Annotated in this window: 30 protein-coding genes; 28 read left to right on the forward strand and 2 right to left on the reverse strand. The window is 37.4% G+C overall.

From position 1 onward, the window contains the following. The first annotated feature begins 106 nt into the window (after window positions 1–106). Window positions 107–850: a hypothetical protein gene (locus ACSBFT_RS10745; protein WP_489604620.1), complete on the forward strand. Its 744-nt coding sequence runs from the start codon at window positions 107–109 to the stop codon at window positions 848–850. On the opposite strand, the gene ACSBFT_RS10750 is transcribed toward ACSBFT_RS10745, so the two are convergent. Continuing rightward, window positions 839–2,281, reverse strand: coding sequence for an aminotransferase-like domain-containing protein (locus ACSBFT_RS10750; RefSeq protein ID WP_489604621.1), 1,443 nt, complete (start codon window positions 2,279–2,281; stop codon window positions 839–841). The genes ACSBFT_RS10745 and ACSBFT_RS10750 overlap by 12 nt on opposite strands. A gap of 83 nt (window positions 2,282–2,364) precedes the next feature. Here ACSBFT_RS10750 and ACSBFT_RS10755 point away from each other — a divergent pair, with 83 nt between their 5' ends. From ACSBFT_RS10755 to ACSBFT_RS10870, 24 genes are all read left to right on the forward strand, one after another. Continuing rightward, window positions 2,365–2,997 (forward strand): pyridoxamine 5'-phosphate oxidase family protein, encoded by a 633-nt coding sequence (locus tag ACSBFT_RS10755; protein ID WP_463046591.1) that lies wholly within the window; start codon window positions 2,365–2,367, stop codon window positions 2,995–2,997. Between the two features lie 565 nt (window positions 2,998–3,562). Further along, window positions 3,563–3,958, forward strand: a complete 396-nt coding sequence (locus ACSBFT_RS10760) for a GNAT family N-acetyltransferase (RefSeq protein WP_489604622.1) — start codon at window positions 3,563–3,565, stop codon at window positions 3,956–3,958. Window positions 3,959–3,963: 5 nt separating this feature from the next. After that, window positions 3,964–4,437: an OsmC family protein gene (locus ACSBFT_RS10765; protein WP_489604623.1), complete on the forward strand. Its 474-nt coding sequence runs from the start codon at window positions 3,964–3,966 to the stop codon at window positions 4,435–4,437. A gap of 45 nt (window positions 4,438–4,482) precedes the next feature. Next, window positions 4,483–4,584: a DUF1272 domain-containing protein gene (locus tag ACSBFT_RS10770; RefSeq protein ID WP_489604831.1), complete on the forward strand. Its 102-nt coding sequence runs from the start codon at window positions 4,483–4,485 to the stop codon at window positions 4,582–4,584. 124 nt (window positions 4,585–4,708) lie between these two features. Next, entirely contained in the window at window positions 4,709–5,065 is a 357-nt protein-coding gene (locus ACSBFT_RS10775) for an iron chaperone (protein ID WP_489604624.1), read from the forward strand. A gap of 77 nt (window positions 5,066–5,142) precedes the next feature. Further along, the gene (locus ACSBFT_RS10780) at window positions 5,143–5,406 is read left to right on the forward strand and encodes a hypothetical protein (protein WP_489604625.1); all 264 of its coding nucleotides are present in this window, start codon (window positions 5,143–5,145) and stop codon (window positions 5,404–5,406) included. Continuing rightward, window positions 5,403–5,567, forward strand: a complete 165-nt coding sequence (locus tag ACSBFT_RS10785; protein WP_489604626.1) for a hypothetical protein — start codon at window positions 5,403–5,405, stop codon at window positions 5,565–5,567. The genes ACSBFT_RS10780 and ACSBFT_RS10785 overlap by 4 nt, the downstream gene beginning before the upstream one ends. 264 nt (window positions 5,568–5,831) lie before the next feature. Then, complete coding sequence (locus ACSBFT_RS10790; RefSeq protein ID WP_489604627.1) at window positions 5,832–6,239, forward strand: DJ-1/PfpI family protein; 408 nt, start codon at window positions 5,832–5,834, stop codon at window positions 6,237–6,239. Further along, window positions 6,226–6,420 carry a hypothetical protein gene (locus ACSBFT_RS10795; protein ID WP_489604628.1) on the forward strand — a complete coding sequence of 65 codons (195 nt, stop codon included), beginning with the start codon at window positions 6,226–6,228 and terminating at the stop codon, window positions 6,418–6,420. Before ACSBFT_RS10790 ends, ACSBFT_RS10795 begins: the two co-directional genes overlap by 14 nt. A gap of 84 nt (window positions 6,421–6,504) precedes the next feature. After that, on the forward strand, window positions 6,505–7,107 hold the full coding sequence (locus tag ACSBFT_RS10800) for a M15 family metallopeptidase (RefSeq protein ID WP_489604629.1): 603 nt from the start codon (window positions 6,505–6,507) through the stop codon (window positions 7,105–7,107). A gap of 3 nt (window positions 7,108–7,110) precedes the next feature. After that, window positions 7,111–7,452, forward strand: coding sequence for a hypothetical protein (locus ACSBFT_RS10805; RefSeq protein ID WP_489604630.1), 342 nt, complete (start codon window positions 7,111–7,113; stop codon window positions 7,450–7,452). Continuing rightward, on the forward strand, window positions 7,442–7,663 hold the full coding sequence (locus tag ACSBFT_RS10810; RefSeq protein WP_489604631.1) for a hypothetical protein: 222 nt from the start codon (window positions 7,442–7,444) through the stop codon (window positions 7,661–7,663). The genes ACSBFT_RS10805 and ACSBFT_RS10810 overlap by 11 nt, the downstream gene beginning before the upstream one ends. A 96-nt stretch (window positions 7,664–7,759) precedes the next feature. After that, window positions 7,760–8,320: a DUF6515 family protein gene (locus tag ACSBFT_RS10815; RefSeq protein WP_489604632.1), complete on the forward strand. Its 561-nt coding sequence runs from the start codon at window positions 7,760–7,762 to the stop codon at window positions 8,318–8,320. 150 nt (window positions 8,321–8,470) lie between these two features. Next, entirely contained in the window at window positions 8,471–8,800 is a 330-nt protein-coding gene (locus ACSBFT_RS10820; RefSeq protein WP_489604633.1) for an ArsR/SmtB family transcription factor, read from the forward strand. Window positions 8,801–8,843: 43 nt separating this feature from the next. Beyond that, on the forward strand, window positions 8,844–9,461 hold the full coding sequence (locus ACSBFT_RS10825; protein ID WP_463048129.1) for an arsenate-mycothiol transferase ArsC: 618 nt from the start codon (window positions 8,844–8,846) through the stop codon (window positions 9,459–9,461). A 1-nt stretch (window position 9,462) separates the two neighbouring features. Next, the gene (gene arsB / locus ACSBFT_RS10830; RefSeq protein WP_463048130.1) at window positions 9,463–10,506 is read left to right on the forward strand and encodes an ACR3 family arsenite efflux transporter; all 1,044 of its coding nucleotides are present in this window, start codon (window positions 9,463–9,465) and stop codon (window positions 10,504–10,506) included. 1 nt (window position 10,507) lies between these two features. After that, complete coding sequence (locus ACSBFT_RS10835) at window positions 10,508–11,233, forward strand: metallophosphoesterase family protein (protein WP_489604634.1); 726 nt, start codon at window positions 10,508–10,510, stop codon at window positions 11,231–11,233. A 366-nt stretch (window positions 11,234–11,599) separates the two neighbouring features. Continuing rightward, window positions 11,600–12,007 (forward strand): OsmC family protein, encoded by a 408-nt coding sequence (locus ACSBFT_RS10840; protein ID WP_489604635.1) that lies wholly within the window; start codon window positions 11,600–11,602, stop codon window positions 12,005–12,007. A 229-nt stretch (window positions 12,008–12,236) separates the two neighbouring features. Then, on the forward strand, window positions 12,237–12,830 hold the full coding sequence (locus ACSBFT_RS10845) for a phage tail protein (protein ID WP_463045505.1): 594 nt from the start codon (window positions 12,237–12,239) through the stop codon (window positions 12,828–12,830). A 159-nt stretch (window positions 12,831–12,989) separates the two neighbouring features. Then, window positions 12,990–13,607, forward strand: a complete 618-nt coding sequence (locus tag ACSBFT_RS10850) for a hypothetical protein (protein WP_489604636.1) — start codon at window positions 12,990–12,992, stop codon at window positions 13,605–13,607. A gap of 289 nt (window positions 13,608–13,896) precedes the next feature. Next, window positions 13,897–14,706 carry an alpha/beta fold hydrolase gene (locus ACSBFT_RS10855; protein WP_463045507.1) on the forward strand — a complete coding sequence of 270 codons (810 nt, stop codon included), beginning with the start codon at window positions 13,897–13,899 and terminating at the stop codon, window positions 14,704–14,706. Between the two features lie 47 nt (window positions 14,707–14,753). Further along, complete coding sequence (locus tag ACSBFT_RS10860; protein WP_463045508.1) at window positions 14,754–15,062, forward strand: hypothetical protein; 309 nt, start codon at window positions 14,754–14,756, stop codon at window positions 15,060–15,062. Between the two features lie 497 nt (window positions 15,063–15,559). After that, entirely contained in the window at window positions 15,560–16,012 is a 453-nt protein-coding gene (locus ACSBFT_RS10865) for a transposase (protein ID WP_489604637.1), read from the forward strand. Further along, window positions 16,009–16,173 (forward strand): hypothetical protein, encoded by a 165-nt coding sequence (locus tag ACSBFT_RS10870; protein WP_463045510.1) that lies wholly within the window; start codon window positions 16,009–16,011, stop codon window positions 16,171–16,173. The genes ACSBFT_RS10865 and ACSBFT_RS10870 overlap by 4 nt, the downstream gene beginning before the upstream one ends. 418 nt (window positions 16,174–16,591) lie before the next feature. Here ACSBFT_RS10870 and ACSBFT_RS10875 read toward each other — a convergent pair whose 3' ends face one another. Continuing rightward, window positions 16,592–17,086, reverse strand: a complete 495-nt coding sequence (locus ACSBFT_RS10875; protein ID WP_463045511.1) for a hypothetical protein — start codon at window positions 17,084–17,086, stop codon at window positions 16,592–16,594. Window positions 17,087–17,448: 362 nt separating this feature from the next. Between ACSBFT_RS10875 and ACSBFT_RS10880 the strand changes: the two genes are divergently transcribed. The 3 genes from ACSBFT_RS10880 (at window position 17,449) to ACSBFT_RS10890 (ending at window position 19,642) form a co-directional block, all read left to right on the forward strand. Further along, on the forward strand, window positions 17,449–18,294 hold the full coding sequence (locus tag ACSBFT_RS10880) for a helix-turn-helix domain-containing protein (RefSeq protein ID WP_489604638.1): 846 nt from the start codon (window positions 17,449–17,451) through the stop codon (window positions 18,292–18,294). Window positions 18,295–18,379: 85 nt separating this feature from the next. Beyond that, window positions 18,380–18,928, forward strand: a complete 549-nt coding sequence (locus ACSBFT_RS10885; protein WP_489604639.1) for a carboxymuconolactone decarboxylase family protein — start codon at window positions 18,380–18,382, stop codon at window positions 18,926–18,928. Window positions 18,929–19,270: 342 nt separating this feature from the next. Beyond that, complete coding sequence (locus tag ACSBFT_RS10890) at window positions 19,271–19,642, forward strand: cupredoxin domain-containing protein (protein WP_489604640.1); 372 nt, start codon at window positions 19,271–19,273, stop codon at window positions 19,640–19,642. Window positions 19,643–19,659: the final 17 nt, after the last annotated feature.

Raw genomic sequence — 19,659 nt, forward strand, 5'->3', positions numbered from 1 at the left:
GAAGTTTTTACCCACGTTTCCTAAGCCTACTTCTTAGTATACAGGCTTCTTATTAAGCTTTGATTCTTAACTCATTTTTCTTAACTTAAAGTATCAAACGGCATAAATGAAAAAAATCTTCCTCCTTCTTTTTTGGCCATTTATTGGAACAGCTCAAAACTATGATGCCCATAGAAATATGGCAGAGAACCCATCTTATATCTTGGACGAATATTATGAAATCATAAAAAGTGATACCGCACAAACTCAAATAATGCATTTCACTAAGTACTTTTTTCAAGGCAGCACCATAGAGAAAAAAGAATACGCTTTAGGTACACCGTACCTCAATGACCAAGAGTGGCATAAAGGCACTTTAAAACTACCTGGTCAAAAAGAAGTAGAAGGCTTTCTTAGCTATAACTTGGTATTCCAACGTGTACACTTTAAGCCTAACTCTTTTAGTACACAAAGGATATTTGTCGAGCCAGAATACTTCGTAATTGATAATGTCACATACTCTAGTTTTCCTGAAATAAGCTTGATGGCTTTTGCATACTTCACGCATTATAAAACAGTGAATTTCGATTTGCTCAGTGATAATAGAAAAGTGCAATCAAACGACATAAATTTGGAAATTTTAGACCCATACAACATTCACTCAAAAAAATATACTGCAGAGTTTATTGATAAACCTGGATACTTCATTTTTAAAGATGGTGAAGCCTACAAAGTGGAAGACAGAAATTATTTCTACAAGCAGTTTGGTCTATCTAAAAAGGAGTTAAAACAATTTAAAGAGGAAAGAAATATCAATTTCCAAGAACAGCAAAGCGTTGAAGTTTTATTGGCACATTTGTCAAATCAATGATTTAAGAATCTTAACGGCGGCTTCTAACTCCTCTTCTGTAGAAGATGCAAAACCTAAGCGTGTGCTATTTAAATGTGGATAGCTACCGCAATGTTGATTTCCGTCAGAGAAATACAAATCCTTTTTCAAAGCCCTTGACGCCAGTTTTATCAAATCAATATCATCATTAAACTTGCTCCAAATGGACATGCCACCCATGGGCTTTTCGAAATTTAGATAACTATCTAATTGCTCTGTCAAGAGTTCTGAAAAATAGTCGCGTCGCTGCTCGTAAATCCTCTTATTTTTTCTAAGATATCGCTGCACCGTTCCCAGTTTCAGTAGTTCGGCAACCGCCAATTCTAACAGCGTATCCCCTTGGCGATCTACCAAACGTCTTATTCTAGCCATAAGGTCAATCTGGTCTTTGTGAGCCACCAGATAACCTAAGCGAAAAACCGGTGAGATAGACTTGGTAAAAGAACCCGTATAAAGCACAAAATCGCCATGATGTGTGGAAGCCAAAGGCATGATAGGGTGGCTGGTATAATGGAAGTCGTAATCATAATCGTCCTCAAAAATGTAAAAGCCATATTTCCTTGCCAGCTGCACGAGCTTCACTCGCCTGTAAGCCGGCATGATAACCGTGGTAGGATATTGATGATGGGGCGTTACATAAAGCATTTTGAAATCATGAATTTGGCAAAGCTCTTCTAGATGCTCCACATCTAAACCTTCTTTATCTACCCGCACATAGACCACCTCTGCTCCATGGTATTTAAAATTAATATCTGCCGAAGACCAGTTTAGTATTGGCATCGCCACGGTATCCCCTTTTGAAACGAAAGTTTGGATGGCTAAATAAAGGGCTTGGGTAACACCTCTGGTAATCATAATTTGGTCCGGACTGACATCTAGAGCTCTTGTTTTCAGTAAATAATCCGCCAAAACCTCTCTTAAAAACAGATGCCCTTTAGTGTCGGCATAGGTATATTTGGTATAAAGATTACCAGCCGTCAATGCCGTTTTATAAGCCCTGCTTAATTCTGATATAGGGGCGAGTCGAGGGTCTGGAAGCCCATCATCCAAATGATATTTCTCTTTGGTTAGGTGTAAATTCCTTTTTAAGATATGAGGTACCACCACTTCATCGGCTTTGCCTTTATCATCTTCCGAAACTTTCAATTCTGTTGGTGCATCCGTTTCAATTTTCGTGGCGATGAAAGTACCTCTGCCTGGTTTAGTCTCTAACCAACCTTGGTTAATCAACTCGTCTAGAGCAGACAATACGGTTTTACGATGTATGCCCCAAAGCTCTGCCAGTGTTCTGCTGCCCGGTAGCTTTGCCCCTGCCCTAATAGTACCCGCTTGCACGTTTTCTATAAGCTGGTCAGCTATTTGCCTAAAAACTGGTTTCTCATTTTCCTTATCAATTTTAATAAGCTCTACCATTACTGGACTATTTAGTTTATACTTTCTGGACTATTTACACCACCCAGTAAAACTCTAGTTTTGTTTCATCAATAACAAGAATTATGGAAAGAAAAACCAAAAGAACCACGCCAAGCAGAATGGCGAATCAAAGAGCCCACTATGACGACCAACAGATTTATGACATTCTTGATGAAGCCCTTTTTTGCACCATTAGCTATGCTGAAAATGGTGACCCTTTTAGTATTCCACAGTCTTTTGTGAGAATAGGAAACTATGTTTATTTACATGGCTCTGTAGGCAGTCATTTAATGCGAATGCTTTCTGACGGCAGGTCGGTGTGTATTTCTGTAATGCTAGCAGATGAATTGGTGATAGCCAAAACGGCTTTCCATCATTCCGTAAACTATCGGTCGGTGGTGATTTTTGCCAAAGGAGAACTACTTGAAAGTCAAGAATTAAAATATGACGCCTTTAAAGCCCTAACGGAGAAAATGGTACCCCATAGCTGGGATTATCTGAAACCTATGAGCAAAAAAGAAGTGGACAAAACCACGGGTATCAGGTTTTCTTTAGACGAGGCTTCCGCTAAAATTCGTCAAGGAGACCCTGGCCATGAAGAGGATGAAATGGATTTACCTATCTGGACGGGTTTGATTCCTATAAAACCGCTTCGTCAAAAGCCAGTACCTGATAGCCATGGTGCCAAAATTGATTTACCTGTACATTTGAAATGACGTGCATGGGTACGACACGTTTGTCATGATTTTAGTAAAAATCACGACAAACGAATAGCTATCGGACCAATTGAGAATTCTATTAATATATCGCTCCTCTGGAGCTTTAACCTCGTCATCTGAGAAAAAAAAGAAGACATTAAATAAATTCCTTATATCGCCCTGTGCTCTCTGAGAACGGTCAAAATTCTAGTTTGCTAGCTAGAAATACATATAGTTGATTATTAAAATTTTGACTGTTCGAGTTTACAGGACGGTCGGCCGCTGCCGTGTTGCTTTTTTTGGAGGAACGCCTCCCCGGTTCGTTTTTTTCAAACGGTGCGGCGACCCGCAAAAAAATGAAATCCAGGCTGGAAAGCCAGCGGAAGAAAAAGTGTTTTTTTTCAAAGGGAGTCAAAAGTGTTGTTAATAGTTTTTGGTAGCTCCTTTTAAGGTCGGAAGACATTACATGAGAATCAAATATTTGTCATGATTCCCATAACGCCAAACGAATTTAAAATTATCTCTCATTAGGAAGGGGTTTTACCCCTCCCTATTAATATTCCGCTCCGTTGGAGCTTTAAACATGATTACATATAAAATTGGCGTGACGCCCAAAACAGAAGACATTATAGCGGTATACGATTGCTCTGGTATAAATAGACCTACCAATGACCCAGAGCGAATAACAGCGATGTATGCTAATTCCAACTTGATTGCTTCTGCCTGGGATGGCGACCAATTGGTGGGCTTATCTCGCTCATTGACAGATTCATGCTACTGCTGTTATTTGGCAGATTTGGCGATAAGGAAAGATTATCAACATAATGGAATTGGCAAAGAATTAATCGCCATTACCCAAAAAGAATTAGGAGAAAAGGTTACTTTGATTCTTATTGCAGCACCCAGTGCGATAGACTATTATCCAAAAATTGGTTTTGAAAAGATTGCCGCTGGTTATATTAAACACAGAAAATCTTAAAAAACATGGCAAAAGAACATCACTATTCCTTAGAAATGGCTTGGACCGGAAATACGGGTTCAGGTACAAAAGACTATAAATCTTACGAAAGAAGCCATTTGGTTAAACTGGAAAACAAAGTTGATATCAGTTGCTCCTCTGACCCTGCATTTAGAGGCGACGACTCCAAACATAATCCTGAAGAGCTGCTATTGGCTTCTGTGTCTTCCTGTCACATGTTGTGGTTTTTGCATTTATGCTCCGTAAGCCAAATCAATGTACTTGCTTATGTGGACAGACCTAAGGGCACCATGATAGAAAATAACGATGGCTCAGGAAAGTTTATCGAGATAACCCTGTGTCCAAGCATTACCCTAGAAAGTGAAGAAACGAAAGCCAAGGCAGATAAGCTTCATAAAAAGGCTAACGAGTTTTGTTTTATAGCCCAATCTCTTAATTTTCCAATACATCATAAAGCCGACTACCATGTTGGATTTTAGACTTGGCTGAGAAAATTGTTAAAAAAAAGCTATCGCCAAGAAGCTATGATATGCACGTATGAATCTACTTTCTGTGTCAATCAAGTCTTACAAAACGTTTGTCCAAACTGTGGTAGTGCTTTTGAGAAAATGCCTTTACTTCAATAGAAATGACCATACAAACATCCAGCTAGCACGAAAATAGTATACCTGTAAGTCAAGGAATAAACGAGATGAGTTCTTGTGAAAATTATATAAATATGTAATTTCAGTAGTGCATAAACGCCAAACAATGAAAGGACATAAATTTCAAAGTACCGACGAATTCATTGGCATGCAGGAAGAAAAGCTGCAGCCAATTTTAAAACAAATTCGTGCTATTTTGGCTAAAACTATTCCAGAAGCCGAAGAGGTGATTAGTTATAATATGCCCACCATCAAATTAAAAAATGTGTTGATTTACTATGCTGTCACTAAAAAGCATTTGGGCTTTTATCCTACCTCTAGCGGTACTGCGGCTTTTGAGAAAGAGCTTGCTCCTTATAATCCTTCCAAAGGAACTATCCGTTTTCCATTAGACAAACCACTTCCTGTTGATTTGATAATAGCCATTACTAAGTTTAGGTATGAGGAAGTTTTGGCTTCTTAAGGTTTTTAAAGCAATACTATTTAAACCTTAATAAATGGTAAAAGCTGTTCTTTGTAATTAGCTACCATGTTCATATAATGATGCAATCTGAAAAGAAAGAGTTATCAAACTTGGTCAGAGACTTCAAAAAATACACCGCTCAAATGATTCTAAAGCGAATTATGGAGTGTCCAGAATTTAGGTCAGATTGGATGCTTAAAAGATTTGAATTTGCAGCCAATAGCCATCAAAGAAATACCAAATATCAATTCTGGCAACTAAACAATCATGCTGAAGAAGTCTTTTCTGAAGCTTTTATGTGGTCAAAAAAAATCGGGCGGCGTTCCGCTATATCCATATGAATCCAGTTAGGGCAGGAATTGTAAATAAGGCCTCCCATTATTTACATAGCAGTGCATCAAATTATGTAGGTAAGACAGGCTTGATTGAAATTGAATTACCTTCAAACCCAATTATTGACCCTCTTAAAAAAGGATACCATTTAGACGTTAATGAATGGTAAAAGCTGTTCTTTGAAATGAGCTACGCAAAGTCTTTCGGTCTTCTGACCGATAGTTAAAATTTAATTACTCTAATTAATATAATCTAAGCGAAAACCACAGAAGTGATATCCTCAAAACATTACTAGATGATTATAAAGGCTATACATGTCACAAACATTTTCAATAAAACTTTAGAAGCGGTCTGAAGACCGAATAACAGTTCCACGAGGTCAAAAAGACCTCACGGAGCGGGGGTATGAGGAAGTTTTAAACGCATAAATGATATGAAAACAGTAGCCGTATTACTCTTTAAAGACTTTGAAACCTTAGATGTATATGGTCCGGTAGAAGTATTTGGAGCAGTAAAAAAGGAATATCAGGTCTCTTTTTATTCCGAAAAAGAAGGTTTAGTGAGCAATAGTCATGGTGTATCATTCAATTCTAAAACACTTTCTGAAATACCTGCTCAGCCTGACGTCTTCTTAATCCTTGGTAGCTATGGTACTCGGGATGAAGTGAACAATGCTCCACTATTAGAAAGCATCAAAGATATTTCTTTACGAAGCAAAAGTGTCCATACCGTATGTACTGGAACAGCTCTTTTAGCCAAAACTGGGCTATTAGATTGCCTAAAAGCTACCACAATCAAAAGAGCTTTAGATTGGATCATGAGTCAAGGTGAACTGGATTAAAAAAGCAAGATGGGTAGTGGCTGATAAATATTATACGGCATCTGGCGTGAGTGCTGGCATTGACATGACTTTAGGATATATGAGCGATATGTATGGCGAAGCTTACGCCAAAGACATCGCCTTCAGAATAAAATACACCTGGGACAGCGATAAGGATAATGACCCTTTTGCTATTGCATAGATGCTTCATGACTTTCTGCTTTATTTGTTGTAGAATTACACGACTTTCAAACACCAACTTTTTTTCAAAAACCATATCTACTGAATGAATCCACGTTTAAAATACGTATCAATATTCCTAACTTCTGTCTTTATTGGGCTATGTTACTTCCTTTTCAACTTTCAATTTTGGACACACCTGAACACTGAAAACTTTGAAAACCTAACAGAATATGAAGGGGAACATGTTTCTGGTTTGTGGGGAAGACAAATATTGATTCATAAAAAATTCGTCCCTTACCTTAACAGAATAGAGAACCTAGCTGCGAAAAACAATATTGACCTCATTATAAATCAAGCTTATAGAAACAGTCAGCACTTTGTAATTGGTGCCATAGTCAAACCTTCAAAATCCTCAAATCATCTAGCAGGATTTGCGATAGATTTCAATATAAAACATGAAGGCACTAAGTATTTCTCTAACGATTTGAAACGTGCTCAACTTGGTAAATTGCCTCAGGATTTACAGAACTTTATAAAAGACATACGACAAGAACCAGGTTTACGCTGGGGAGGAGATTTCAATACCCAAGACCCCGTTCATATTGATTTTCCAATAAACTTAAAGAGCAAAAAGACATGGTCAAACTATGCAGAATTAAGTGCTCTAGATTACGAAAACGCCAGCTATAAATATCAATTTTGGTAAACAATGAGCAGCAAAAACAAATGGATCATTTCAATAATCGCTCTAGCAATTTATATAGGCCTCAGAGGTACGCTTTATAGGTTCTGTGTAACATATAAGTCGATTGGCCTTCGTCAAAACTACACAGCAAAGGACAAAAAGCTTGTTGCTTATATGGAATCATTTAAGGGAGATGATGACGTAAAAAGTGTGATTAAAGAGAGCTTATCCGCCACATCGCGACTTCTAAACTTTACGGTTGCCCGAAATCATAATGACCCCAATAGACTGATTAATGCTAAAACGGCACACTGTGTAGGCTATGCGGCTTTTTTTTGCGACCAGCTGCAACTATATGTTAAATAAAAATCGACTATCTCAAGTTTGGGTAGCCAAGCCACAGATAGGTCAGCTATATTTATTTGGCATCAACATTCATCATTACATAAAAACGCCATTTACAAAAGACCATGATTTTGTCTCTATAGAAAATAAGATAACGGGAGAAATATTGGCAGTGGATCCATCTATCCAAGATTATCTATTTTGTGACGTTTCTGTCTTAAAAGTTTGCTGAGTTTTAATTCCTAAATACTGTTAATTTTCTATGCTAGATTAAACCTTTCTTTTCATCCATAGTCTTAGGTACATTAAAAGCTTAAAACAAAAAATTATGAAAAGAGCAATCAAAATCACACTAGCACTGGCATTAATAATAGGATTTTCTGTAAATGGTTTTTCTCAAAGAAACACGAACAAAAACACTGTTGTAGTTCCCAAAACAGTAGTTCCTAGAAAAAGCGTAGTTTATAAAACCACAAAAAAGAAAGTAGTAACAGTGCGTACCCTTCCAAAACCTGCCACGATAGTTAGGCATAATGGCACATCGCTTTACTATGACAACAGCCGATTTTATAGACTAAACGGAGGCCGATATGTACCTGCAATTCCGAGTATTGGTTTTCAGATTAGAACACTTCCTGTGGGCTACAAAACTTTTACACATCATGGTATAAATTACTTCCTTCATAACGGCATTTATTTTGCGAAAGTAAATAGTTATTATGAAGTGGTTAACCCCGAAATTGGAGCTGTGGTTTATGAGCTTCCTGAGGAAGCTGAAAGAGTTAGTTTAAACGGAAGGTCACTCTATGAGTTCAATAACATTTTATACGAAAGAATACAAAACAGAGGTACACGTGCTTATGAGGTTGTAGGGTATATTGAAGGGTAAAAAAACAGCTTCTTAGAAAATTAAAAGCCACGGAAGGATTCAATTGCTTCTGTGGCTTTTTTGTTATACCACAATGATGCTAAAATTTTAAAATAGTTTTGACTTCCAAATCCTTAATCGTAACATTGCGATTAAGTAATAAATATGGATATGGGCTTAGCCAAAACAGAAATATTTTCAGACCAACAAAACCAAATATCCCTATACGCTAAGGTGTTTGGGCATCCTGCAAGAGTGGCGATTTTACAGCACTTGTTTCATATTAATAGCTGTGTATGTGGCGATTTGGTTCATGAAATAGGACTCGCACAGCCTACTATTTCTCAGCACCTAAAGGAATTAAAGCATTTAGGGCTCATCAAGGGCAGCGTAGACGGCACCAGTGTTTGCTACTGCATAAACACCGAAAACTGGACAAAAATGAAATCAATCATGATTGGTTTTTTTGATCAAGATATCCCTCAAGGGAATTGCTGTTAAATTCACCAATCGCAATAAATCATTCAAACTAATATTAATTATAATGGCCGTTTACCTTCCCATTCAAAAAACCATTCTAAGCCTGAAACCAGACCAAATTTCGGCGGAAAGAAAAACAATCCTAGCTCCTTTAGTGAGTTTCATTCAGGAAAAAGTTAAAACCAATGAAGAAATCCGCCTCAACTTCATATGTACCCACAACTCACGAAGAAGTCATTTATCGCAAGTATGGGCACAGACCATGGCCCATCATTTAGACATTAAAAACGTGTTCTGTTACTCGGGAGGAACCGAAAGTACAGCACTTTTCCCTATGGCAGCCGAGACACTTAAATACACCGGCTTCGACGTAAGAAAAATTGCAGAAACCGATAATCCCATTTACAGTATCAAGTACGGTGAAAACCAACATCCAGTTATAGGATTTTCTAAAAAGCTAGACAGCGATTTTAATCCTAATGCTGGTTTTGCAGCCATCATGACTTGCTCACAAGCAGACGGCGACTGCCCATTTATTGCTGGGGCAGAAAAACGAATTGCTGTAAATTATGACGACCCTAAAGCATTTGATAATACGCCTCAGCAGGCTGAAAAATATCAGGAGCGAAGCCTCCAAATAGCCACCGAATTATTTTACGTTTTCTCGCAAATCAAAGCTTAACATGAAAAAACTTAGTTTTCTAGACAGAAACCTCACATTATGGATTTTCGTAGCCATGGCTGTAGGGGTGGGAATAGGGTATTTTGTACCTACTTTTCCAGATGTCATTAATTCATTTAGCCGTGGAACCACCAATATTCCGATTGCCATTGGTTTGATATTGATGATGTATCCACCTCTGGCCAAAGTCAATTATGCCTTACTACCAAAGGTTTTCAAAAACACCAAAATACTTTCTATTTCCCTCATTTTGAACTGGATAGTTGGCCCAGTATTGATGTTCATTTTAGCCATTACTTTTTTGAGAGATTATCCAGAATACATGGTTGGTCTTATCTTAATAGGTTTAGCTCGTTGTATTGCCATGGTCTTGGTATGGAATGACTTAGCCGAAGGTAGCAGCGAATACGGAGCGGGATTAGTAGCTTTGAATAGTATTTTCCAGGTCTTTGCTTATAGCTTTTATGCATGGCTTTTCATCACGGTTCTTCCACCTTATTTCGGTTTTGAAGGTGCCATCGTAGATATTTCCATCGGAACTATTGCCGAAAGCGTCGCCATCTATTTAGGTATTCCTTTTCTATTGGGCATTTTAAGTCGATTGATTTTAGTCAAACTAAAAGGAGAGGCATGGTACACACAGAAATTTATCCCTACCATTTCGCCTATGACCTTAATTGCTCTTTTATTTACCATTTTGGTGATGTTTTCGCTTAAAGGTGAATTGATAGTACAAATCCCGATGGATGTTTTAATCATAGCCGTTCCCTTACTTATTTACTTCACACTTATGTTTATCATCGGCTTTTTTGTTACCAAAGCCATGGGAGCCGAGTATGACAAAACAGCTTCCGTAGCCTTTACTGCAGCAGGAAATAACTTTGAACTAGCCATTGCGGTTGCCATCGCCGTTTTCGGACTGAATTCAGGGCAAGCATTTGCAGGGGTTATTGGGCCTTTGGTAGAAGTTCCGGCTTTAATTCTTCTGGTGAAAGTTTCGTTTTGGTTGAAAAAGAAATACTACGATGCCCCAAAAACAGCTTAATATGAAAATCGCTTTCTTTTCAGACATACATGCCAATTTACCCGCTCTTGAAGCTTTTTTCAAGGATGTGGAATCCGAAAAGGTAGATGCCATATATTGTTTAGGAGATTTGGTGGGTTATAACGTTTGGCCTAACGAAGTGGTCCATGAAATTAGAAAAAGAGGTATTCCTACCATCATGGGAAATCATGATGAGGCCTTACTTAAGCCGGTTTCTTTAGAAGCTAAACCTTCTAACAAAGGCTTGACCAGAACAATGGTCAGTGATGAAAACAGAGACTATCTCATCAATCTACCCAGACATTTAATGCTAAACTTTGTTACTAATAATGAACCTTTTAAGCTGCTGATGGTACACGGAAGCTTAAAAGCCATTAATGATTATATGGTCGCTGATTACCCTGAGCAGGAAGTATTGAATATGATGCGGGCATACCAAGCGGACGTACTCTTATGTGGTCATACCCACAAACCCTTTCATAGGATAATTCAGAACGACCAGACGTTCAAACATGTGGTGAATATTGGCTCTGTGGGTAAACCTAAAGATGGTGACCCAAGAGCTTGTTATGCTATTTTAGAATTGAATCAGTCTACTTCTTCTAAATCTGAAACTTTAACAGTGTCTTTTAAAAGAGTGGCGTATGATGTTGAAAAAGCAGTAAAGGGAATTGAAGATAGTGAATTTGACCCTGTATTTGCGGAGGCCTTGCGGATTGCTAAATAAACCCGCTTTATGCATTAGTAAATCTCTCGATTTTATCGGGACCGTAACGAAATTGCTTCCCATCGGCAAGCTGAAGGTAATACAAAACAGTTCACTTCGTCAGTCTCAGTGCAGGCGTAAACGCATTTAAATTCAATCACCTGAACCCTTCGACATTATCTCAGGGTAAACCGCTATCCTAATTTCCTTATAATTGTCTGATTTATTGTATTTTAAAACTCATAACAATTACCCAACGCATAATTCGAGTTTAAATGATTTTAGTCATATTTCCCTTTAGATTTCTATCGTAATATTGCAATTAAGCTTTTTATAAGCAGAGTTCCTTCCTACAACGACATTTTGGTCCTCTTAAAATAGAAAAACATGAATTATCAAATTAAGGCTTCGTCTATCTCAAATAAGGATGCCATTATTCACATAAAGGATGCTGAGATAGATTTTGGCACGACCAAAAATTCAGCTAAAACCTTAGCAAATCCTGCTGAACTATTCTTGGGTTCATTTGCTGCGTGTATGCTGAAAAATGTAGAGCGGTTTTCGGAAATGCTGAAGTTTGAATACACAGAAGCCACGCTTCAGGTGAATGCCATTCGTCTTGAAAATCCTCCAAGGATGGACAACATAGCATACCGTTTGACTATCTACAGCAATGATAAAAACCTTAATCCTGCCTTGTTAAAAAAGAACCTTGAAAAATTTGGCACCATCTATAATACCGTAAAACTATCTTGCACTATTTCTGGCACGGTTAACACCATGGAAAATGTGTAATGTTTATCTTAATTTAACTTCGTCTTAAGTCTTCTCAGAGCTGAAATGACCGAATAATAAGCTTAAGGCTTGTGCTCTTTTGAGTATTCTCTTTTGTTTTTGACAAAGTTTTGGTTTATCTTGTAAGTGATAAAATATCACAACAGTAGCCTCCTTATCGCTTGCCTGTGCTCCTTGCGGCAGATAAACAGCGAGACGCTGCTAGAGGAAAACTATTAATTGAATTACCATGAGATATCAAAAAACATTTACAATTATCGCTTTCTTCATCTCAGCAGCCACATTTGGGCAAAATCAATTTATTGGAGAAATAAAAATGTTTGGTGGAAACTTTGCTCCTAGGGGCTGGGCTTTGTGTAATGGACAACTCTTGCCTGTTAGCAGTTACGATGCTCTTTTTTCCTTGCTGGGTACAACCTACGGTGGTGATGGTCGAACCACTTTTGGACTGCCAGATTTAAGAGGTAGATCTGCTGTGCATCCTGGAAATGGCCCAGGTCTTCCTTCTGTTCGTTTAGGTGAAAAAGGTGGGTCAACAGACTTTACGCTTACAACAAATAATTTACCACCACATAGCCATAGTGGCCATATCAATGTATCTGACACCGAAGGCGATATATTTTATACCAATAACAGCTATATAGCAGATAGCAGCAGGGTGGTCTCTCAGCAATTTACCAATACCCCACCTACAGGAAGCAAGAGAATTCAGGGACTTCATATAAATAATACAGGAGGTGGCCAAAGCGTTTCAAAGCGTTCTCCTTTTCAAGCCGTAACTTATATTATTGCTTTGGAAGGAACTTATCCTAGTCGAAATTAAGAAAATAATTTTATGGGGTATATTCTATCAATATAGGTAGTCAAGAACTATGACTCTAAAATGCTATCTGTCAGTTGATTTCTGATTCAGAACCCTACTAAATTATGCCTATTTCCTTTTATTTTGGTAAATTCATATGGGTCATTTAGAAATAGTTTTATGAAATCTACAACCTTCATCTTATTCCTTTTTGCCATAGTTAATTCGTGCATTTCTCCGAAATCTGATTTAGACGAGCCTAAGCTAATTGCCTTTTTAAATAACTTTGAGAATAAAGCTTACATAAGTGCTTCAGATAGTCTTTTAGCTATTTCAAATTTGCCTCTTTCTCTTGACGGTGAATTCGCTAGCCTCAGAAATTCTGATGGCTCCAGAGAAATCATTTTGCTAAACTTTGTGAGCGATGTAGAGCCGCATCTGAAAAATTATAATGCAATGGTGGCTGCTTTGGATTCATCGGAACTGGCACTTATTACAGAAATTATTCCTAAGTATGAGGCCTTGTTAGTTAGAAAAAACATGACTTGCACCCTCAACATCCCAGCGGTAACAGGTTTATGCAGAGCCACTTTTGGAAGGCATGCCGCACGTGGCCCATTTATGAAACGTTTTGAAAGTGCTCATAAAGTTTGTGAAAGAGGAAAAGGCGTTTGTGTAGAAAACTTAATACGGATTGGTCATATAGATTATTATTTCGATAATCAATGTTTAAACCCAGTGATTCCTTATACAGATTCTTCACGATTTGTTGTCCCAATTCGGCGTTGGGCATGTTGAAAATCAACTAGTGTTTTCACAAGAGAAGAATTGCTTTTCCCTTCCGCAGCTTATTCTAAGACAGGCAAAATTCTGCACAAGCGAGCATCTTCCTACAGCTTATAAAAGCTAAAATGACCGAATAATAAATATAAGATTTCCTTTCTTTTGAGTTTTCTTTTTTGATGAGGTTTTGCCGTATCTTGTAGTTAATATAAAACGTCAATATTGCAGAGTCCCTACCGGAGAATCTGAGAAGGGAAAAAACAGGTTTTGTATTTTTAGAATTCAATAAAATTAAGAGTGAATTATGAGTGTCTTAAAAAGAAACAATGTAAATATCATAGGCGAGGGGAAAAAAGTGTTATTATTTTCCCATGGTTTTGGATGTGATCAGAATGCGTGGAATCATATGACAAAATATTTCACTAAAAATTACAAACTTGTTTTGCTTGATTTTGTGGGAGCAGGAAAATCTGATTTATTATCTTACGAACCAAAAAGATACTCCTCACTAGATGGCTACGCAAATGATATCATTGAGATATCAGATTCATTAGATTTAAAAAATGCAATATTTATAGGCCATTCAGTAAGCTGTATTATTGGGGCTTTGGCCTCAATAAAAAGGCCAGATATTTTTGAAAAACTCATTTTTATTGGACCATCACCATGTTATATTAGTTCAGGAGATTATATAGGCGGTTTTGATCGAGAAACAATAGACTCATTATTGGAGGTAATGGAAGAGGATTATATTTCATGGGCTAAATCAATTGCTCCCGACATAATAAACTCGGAAAATGGGAACGAACTTACCACTGAATTGACAAATAGCTTTTGCTCAATTGATCCTGTCATAGCTAAGCAATTTGCAAGAGTGACTTTTATGTCTGATAATAGAAAAGACCTCCCTTTAATACAAGTAGAAAGCCTAACTATACAATGTTCTGACGACATGTTAGCTCCTTTATCTGTCGGACAATATATCAATGCAAAGACCTCTAATAATACACTACACGTTTTAGAAGCACATGGACATTGCCCCCATATGAGTCACCCAATTGAAACGGCAAATGCGATTAATGTATTCTTAAACAGCTCTTTAAGTATTGCGTAATGTAAAATATTATGTATATTACTTTGAATACTAATCTAAAAATAATTATGAAAGAGAATAAAACAGTAGAGAAGAAAAAAAACAGTAGTAAACTAACGTCGGAACTCTACGATTTGTATTCCCCACCAGTATATGGTAAAATCCTAAGTATTATTGATAAAGCTCCAATAGCAAACAAATTATTTGAGAAGGTATTTGTGTCAGCTTATACTGATAATGAAACTTTTCCTTTACGCAGCCCTTTAATGTCTTTAATTGACATAGCCGACGACAAAAGCCACAAAACACTTAAAGCTCTTACCATATTTAATGAATGTTGTTCAGGCTCAACAGTAAGTATTAAGGATAAAAAATAATTACCTAAGTGTTCAGAGCCAGAACCAAAATTTTGAACCTAAAAATGGCAAAATTGACAGCTTAATGTTTTATTTAAGGTGGTCAAGGTTTTTATGATTAGTTATTAAGATTCTTTTCACAATCCCATTTGCCTTTGTACCATATGCACGTTTGCCTTCGACTGGTTTGCCAGCCGCTCCTCTCAGGCTGACGCTACTTTTGTCAGGTTGAGCATTATCAATGGCGGCAGCCCAGCACGAAACCTCGCAATTAAACTAAAACATCTAATTCTGCTTAGCCAAAACCTTGCACTCCGAAGCTTCCTCCAAAGGCGGATAAATGTAGCCCTGGAGAAGTGATTGCAAACCTCTCGTTTGAACTAGTACTCAGATATCGGCCAAAGGCTAATTACTCTGCTACGCAAGCTCTTTTCGACCTTGAGTGATATGTCTTTCGGTCTTCGGACCGATGGTTAAAATTTAATTACGCTAAATTAAATGAAACAAAAACCACAGCAATGAAAGAAGGATATGTAATTAGAGACCAAGGAGCAATTTACTTTCTGACGTTTACTGTGGTTGAATGGGTTGATGTTTTTACGCGAAAAGATTATAGAGACATTATCATAGACAGTCTTAAATATTGCCAAAAGGCAAAAGGAATGAATATTTATGCTTTCGTAATAATGAGCAATCACATTCATATTATGATGCAATCTGAAAAGAAGGAATTATCAAACCTAGTACGAGATTTTAAAAAATATACTGCCCAAATGATTTTAAAGCGAGTGATGGATGGTCCAGAATCTAGGTCAGATTGGATGCTTAAAAGATTCGAATTTGCAGCCAATAACCATCAAAGAAATACAAAATATCAATTCTGGCAACTCAACAATCATGCTGAAGAGGTCTTTTCTGAACCTTTTATGTGGTCAAAAAAAATCGGGCGGCGTTCCGCTATATTCATATGAATCCAGTTAGGGCAGAAATTGTAGCTAAAGCTTCTGAATATTTGCATAGCAGTGCATTAAATTATGTGGGTAAGACTGGCTTGATTGATATTGAATTACCTTCAAACCCAATAATTGACCCTTTAAAGAAGGGATACCACTTAGACATTAATGAATGGTAAAAATCTATTTTTTTGTTAGACCATTTACAAGCGAACATTTGAGCGGTATGAAGACCGAATGACATAACCACGAGGTCAAAAAGACCTCACGGAGCGGTTCTCGACTATCGCTCGAACTGACATAGATATATAACGAGAATTGTCAGTTCGAGCGAAGACCCTGCCTGTCCTCCATTCGGCGGATAAATAGGCAGACAGGGATAACAGTCTTTTTGAGGACAATTTAACTCCGCAGAGTAGACCTAACAGAGACTGTGCTGAAGGAAAATTTTGTCGGTTCAAGTATATGGAGGTTCTCGACTGTCGCTCGAACTGACATAGATATATAACGAGAATTGTCAGTTCGAGCGAAGACGAGAACAGTCTTTTCAAGGACAATTTAAGGTCTTAGAATACTCTGAGAGGAAAAAAATACTTCTTATTGCGTAGGAGAAGCCATTTCTAATATAGACTCTTCAATAGTCTGATTTTTATGAATTAAACTTGAATTAAACCAACTTAATTTCACCTTGGAACTATCTACCGGGCTCTGATAAGCGAAAAGTATCTGTTCATCCATAAAATCCTCATCCAATTCAAGCCTATTAAGCATAGTAAAAGATTCACTTAAAAGATACTTTCTTGTCTTACGATTCAGTGCTATAAAAGTTATACTTGGTTTGTAGGACATTGCTGTATCCAACGTTTCCTTAGCAAATTCGGTTAACAATTTTTCATATTGACTCGGTCTTGATATCCAAATATTTTTAACGCCATAGACGTATTCGGTTTCACCTTGCATATAATGTTTCGTAGTAATATATTCAATATCCTCCATTTCAATTTTGGTCCTAAAAAAAATCCATATTTCAAAGTAGTACACAAGAAAAAGAACTAAGAATATAAAGCCCGCCATTTTCATTTTACCTCCCATATGCTTTTCATTTTAATTTCAGAAGTCAAATAATCCGTAAAAGTTTTATAATTATATTGATGTTGCAATATCCAATTTGACAAAACACCACCTCTATAATTATATTTAGCAACATTCACCGAACCTAGCACCATAATTGGCTTGCTATAATCATTCTCGTCTACACCATATATATAAAGGTATTGAACCAGTTCTGCAAACCTTCCACCATCGTTGCCGCGTTCACAAACCTCTGGTTTGTAAAAAGAGATAAACTCGATGGGATTTCACTTTAAGCTTCAAAAACCAAATTTAACAAAACCCCAAACCTGCCCGCCCCAGAAAGCGTATTTAATTACATTTGACAATCACATAAGAAACACATGCGTTACGAGGGGCCAAACCAGGAATATTTTGAGGTGGTAAACATTACCAGCGAAAACTGCTATTTGATAAAAGCCTCTAAAAACTCAGAGCTTTCTATGCTTTGGTTTGACTCCGACCAAAACCGCCTAAAAATAGATGGTAAAGAGCATGCCTTTAAAACCAATGAGCTGCTTTGTCTTACAGAGTTTCATAAGGTAGAAACTGTCAACATTGACAAACTCAGGCTCCTAAAGTTTAACAAGCCTTTTTACTGCATTCTAGACCACGACAGCGAGATAAGCTGCCGAGGCATTTTATATTTTGGTGCGGCTACGCTACCCATCATAAGACCAAACGCCAAAGAACTAGATACCCTAGAAACCGTCTGGAAAATGCTGTGCATAGAAATGGAGTCGCGAGACAACCTCCAGTTAGAAATGCTACAAATGATGCTAAAAAGAATGCTGATACTCTGTACCAGAATTTATAAAGAGCAGCTGCAGTATGACATTTCGGGTGGTGAGTATGTAGACAGCCTGCGTGCCTTCAATTATTTGGTAGAGCAGCACTTTAAAGAAAAACATAAAGTAGCCGACTACGCCGACCTCCTTCATATAAGCCCAAAGAGCCTTTCTAACCTCTTTAAGAAAATTGGCAGTAAAACTCCCCTTCAATACATTCAAGAAAGACGCCTGCTAGAAGCCAGAAGACTTTTAAAGTATAGCGAGCGTAGTATTTCCGAAATTGCTTTCCATCTTGGCTTCTCAGACTTGCAGGCTTTCAGTCGTTTTTTTAAGAATAATGAAGGTATTTCACCCAACGACTTTAAGAATTCTGAGCAAAAGGAAAAATTGCCAACTTAAAAGGAATTTCCGCCTATTTAGGCCTTCTCGTATTGCTGCACCTTTGTAACATCATTTTGATAATAACAATTAAAACAACAATACGATGTCAACATTTAGTGTTCCAACAAGAGAAGAAGTTTCTGAAAACAATCAAACCATTTTTGATAACCTTGAAAAAGGCTTAGGCTTTGTACCAAACCTTTATGCTTACTACGCCAAAAACGAAACCGCATTAGCAGATTACCTTGCTTTACAAAACCGTAAGTCAACGCTTAAAGCCAAAGAAAGAGAAGTGATAAACTTGGTAGTGAGCGAGTATAATGGCTGTAAATATTGCCAGAGTGCCCATACTGTATTAGGTGGGATGAACGGTTTTACAGAAGATCAAATTTTAGAATTAAGAGGTGGCACAGCCAGCTTTGATGCCAAAACAGACGCCTTAGTTAAATTCACACTTTCTGCCGCTGCCAATAAAGGAAAAGCATCAGCAGAAAGCTTAGCAGCCTTTTTTGCAGCAGGATATACCGAAGCAAATTTGATAGATGTGGTGATAATAATAGGCGACAAAACCATCAGTAATTACATCCATAACCTTGCAGGTTTCGCCATTGATTTCCCATTGGCTCAGGAATTAAACGCAGAGTTAGTTTAATCCACTCTTTTAAGCTCCAGAGGAGCGATATGTTAATAGCTAGAAGCTAGCAACTGGAATTTGTTTGGCGTGATTTTAGCCAAAATGCCAAAATCATGACAAACCCTCCTTCAATTAGTTTAATAAGCTCACATTTTTAAAATTATCAAACGGTCAATATTATTAAAAAAACGAACCGGGGAGGCGTTCCTCCAAAAAAACATCGCCCAGTAAACTCACACACTCAAAATTCTATAAAGTAATAAGCTGTTTATTAGTTTTTGAAGAAAGAATTTCGACCGTGTTCAAACAGTACAGGGCTTTATAAGGAATCATAATTAAATATTAAAAACAATAACTATAATGAAAAATCTATTAGCTGCATTAGTAGCAACATTCGCTCTTACATTTTCTACCACTACTTACGCTCAGTCTAACGCCAAAGTGGTAGCCTTAGAACAAACTGAAGGTGCATTTACACAGAAAAGCTTAACGCTAGAGCCTGGAAGTTATGTATTTAAAGTGGCCAATGTGGGCGTAAACCATGATCTCGGTTTTGTGCTAACGCCAAAAGGAAAGTCTGACGAAGCCCACCATATCAAAGAGGCTTACGTAACCGAGCTTATCAAAGAAGGAACAAGCTCAACAAGTAAAGTAGTGACGTTAGAAAAAGGCGAATACGAATACTTTTGCCCACTAAACCCAACGCCTAAGTATACTTTGGTGGTGAAATAAGAAAAAACACAAATTAT

The organism is Arcticibacterium sp. SM2516, from assembly GCF_057914865.1.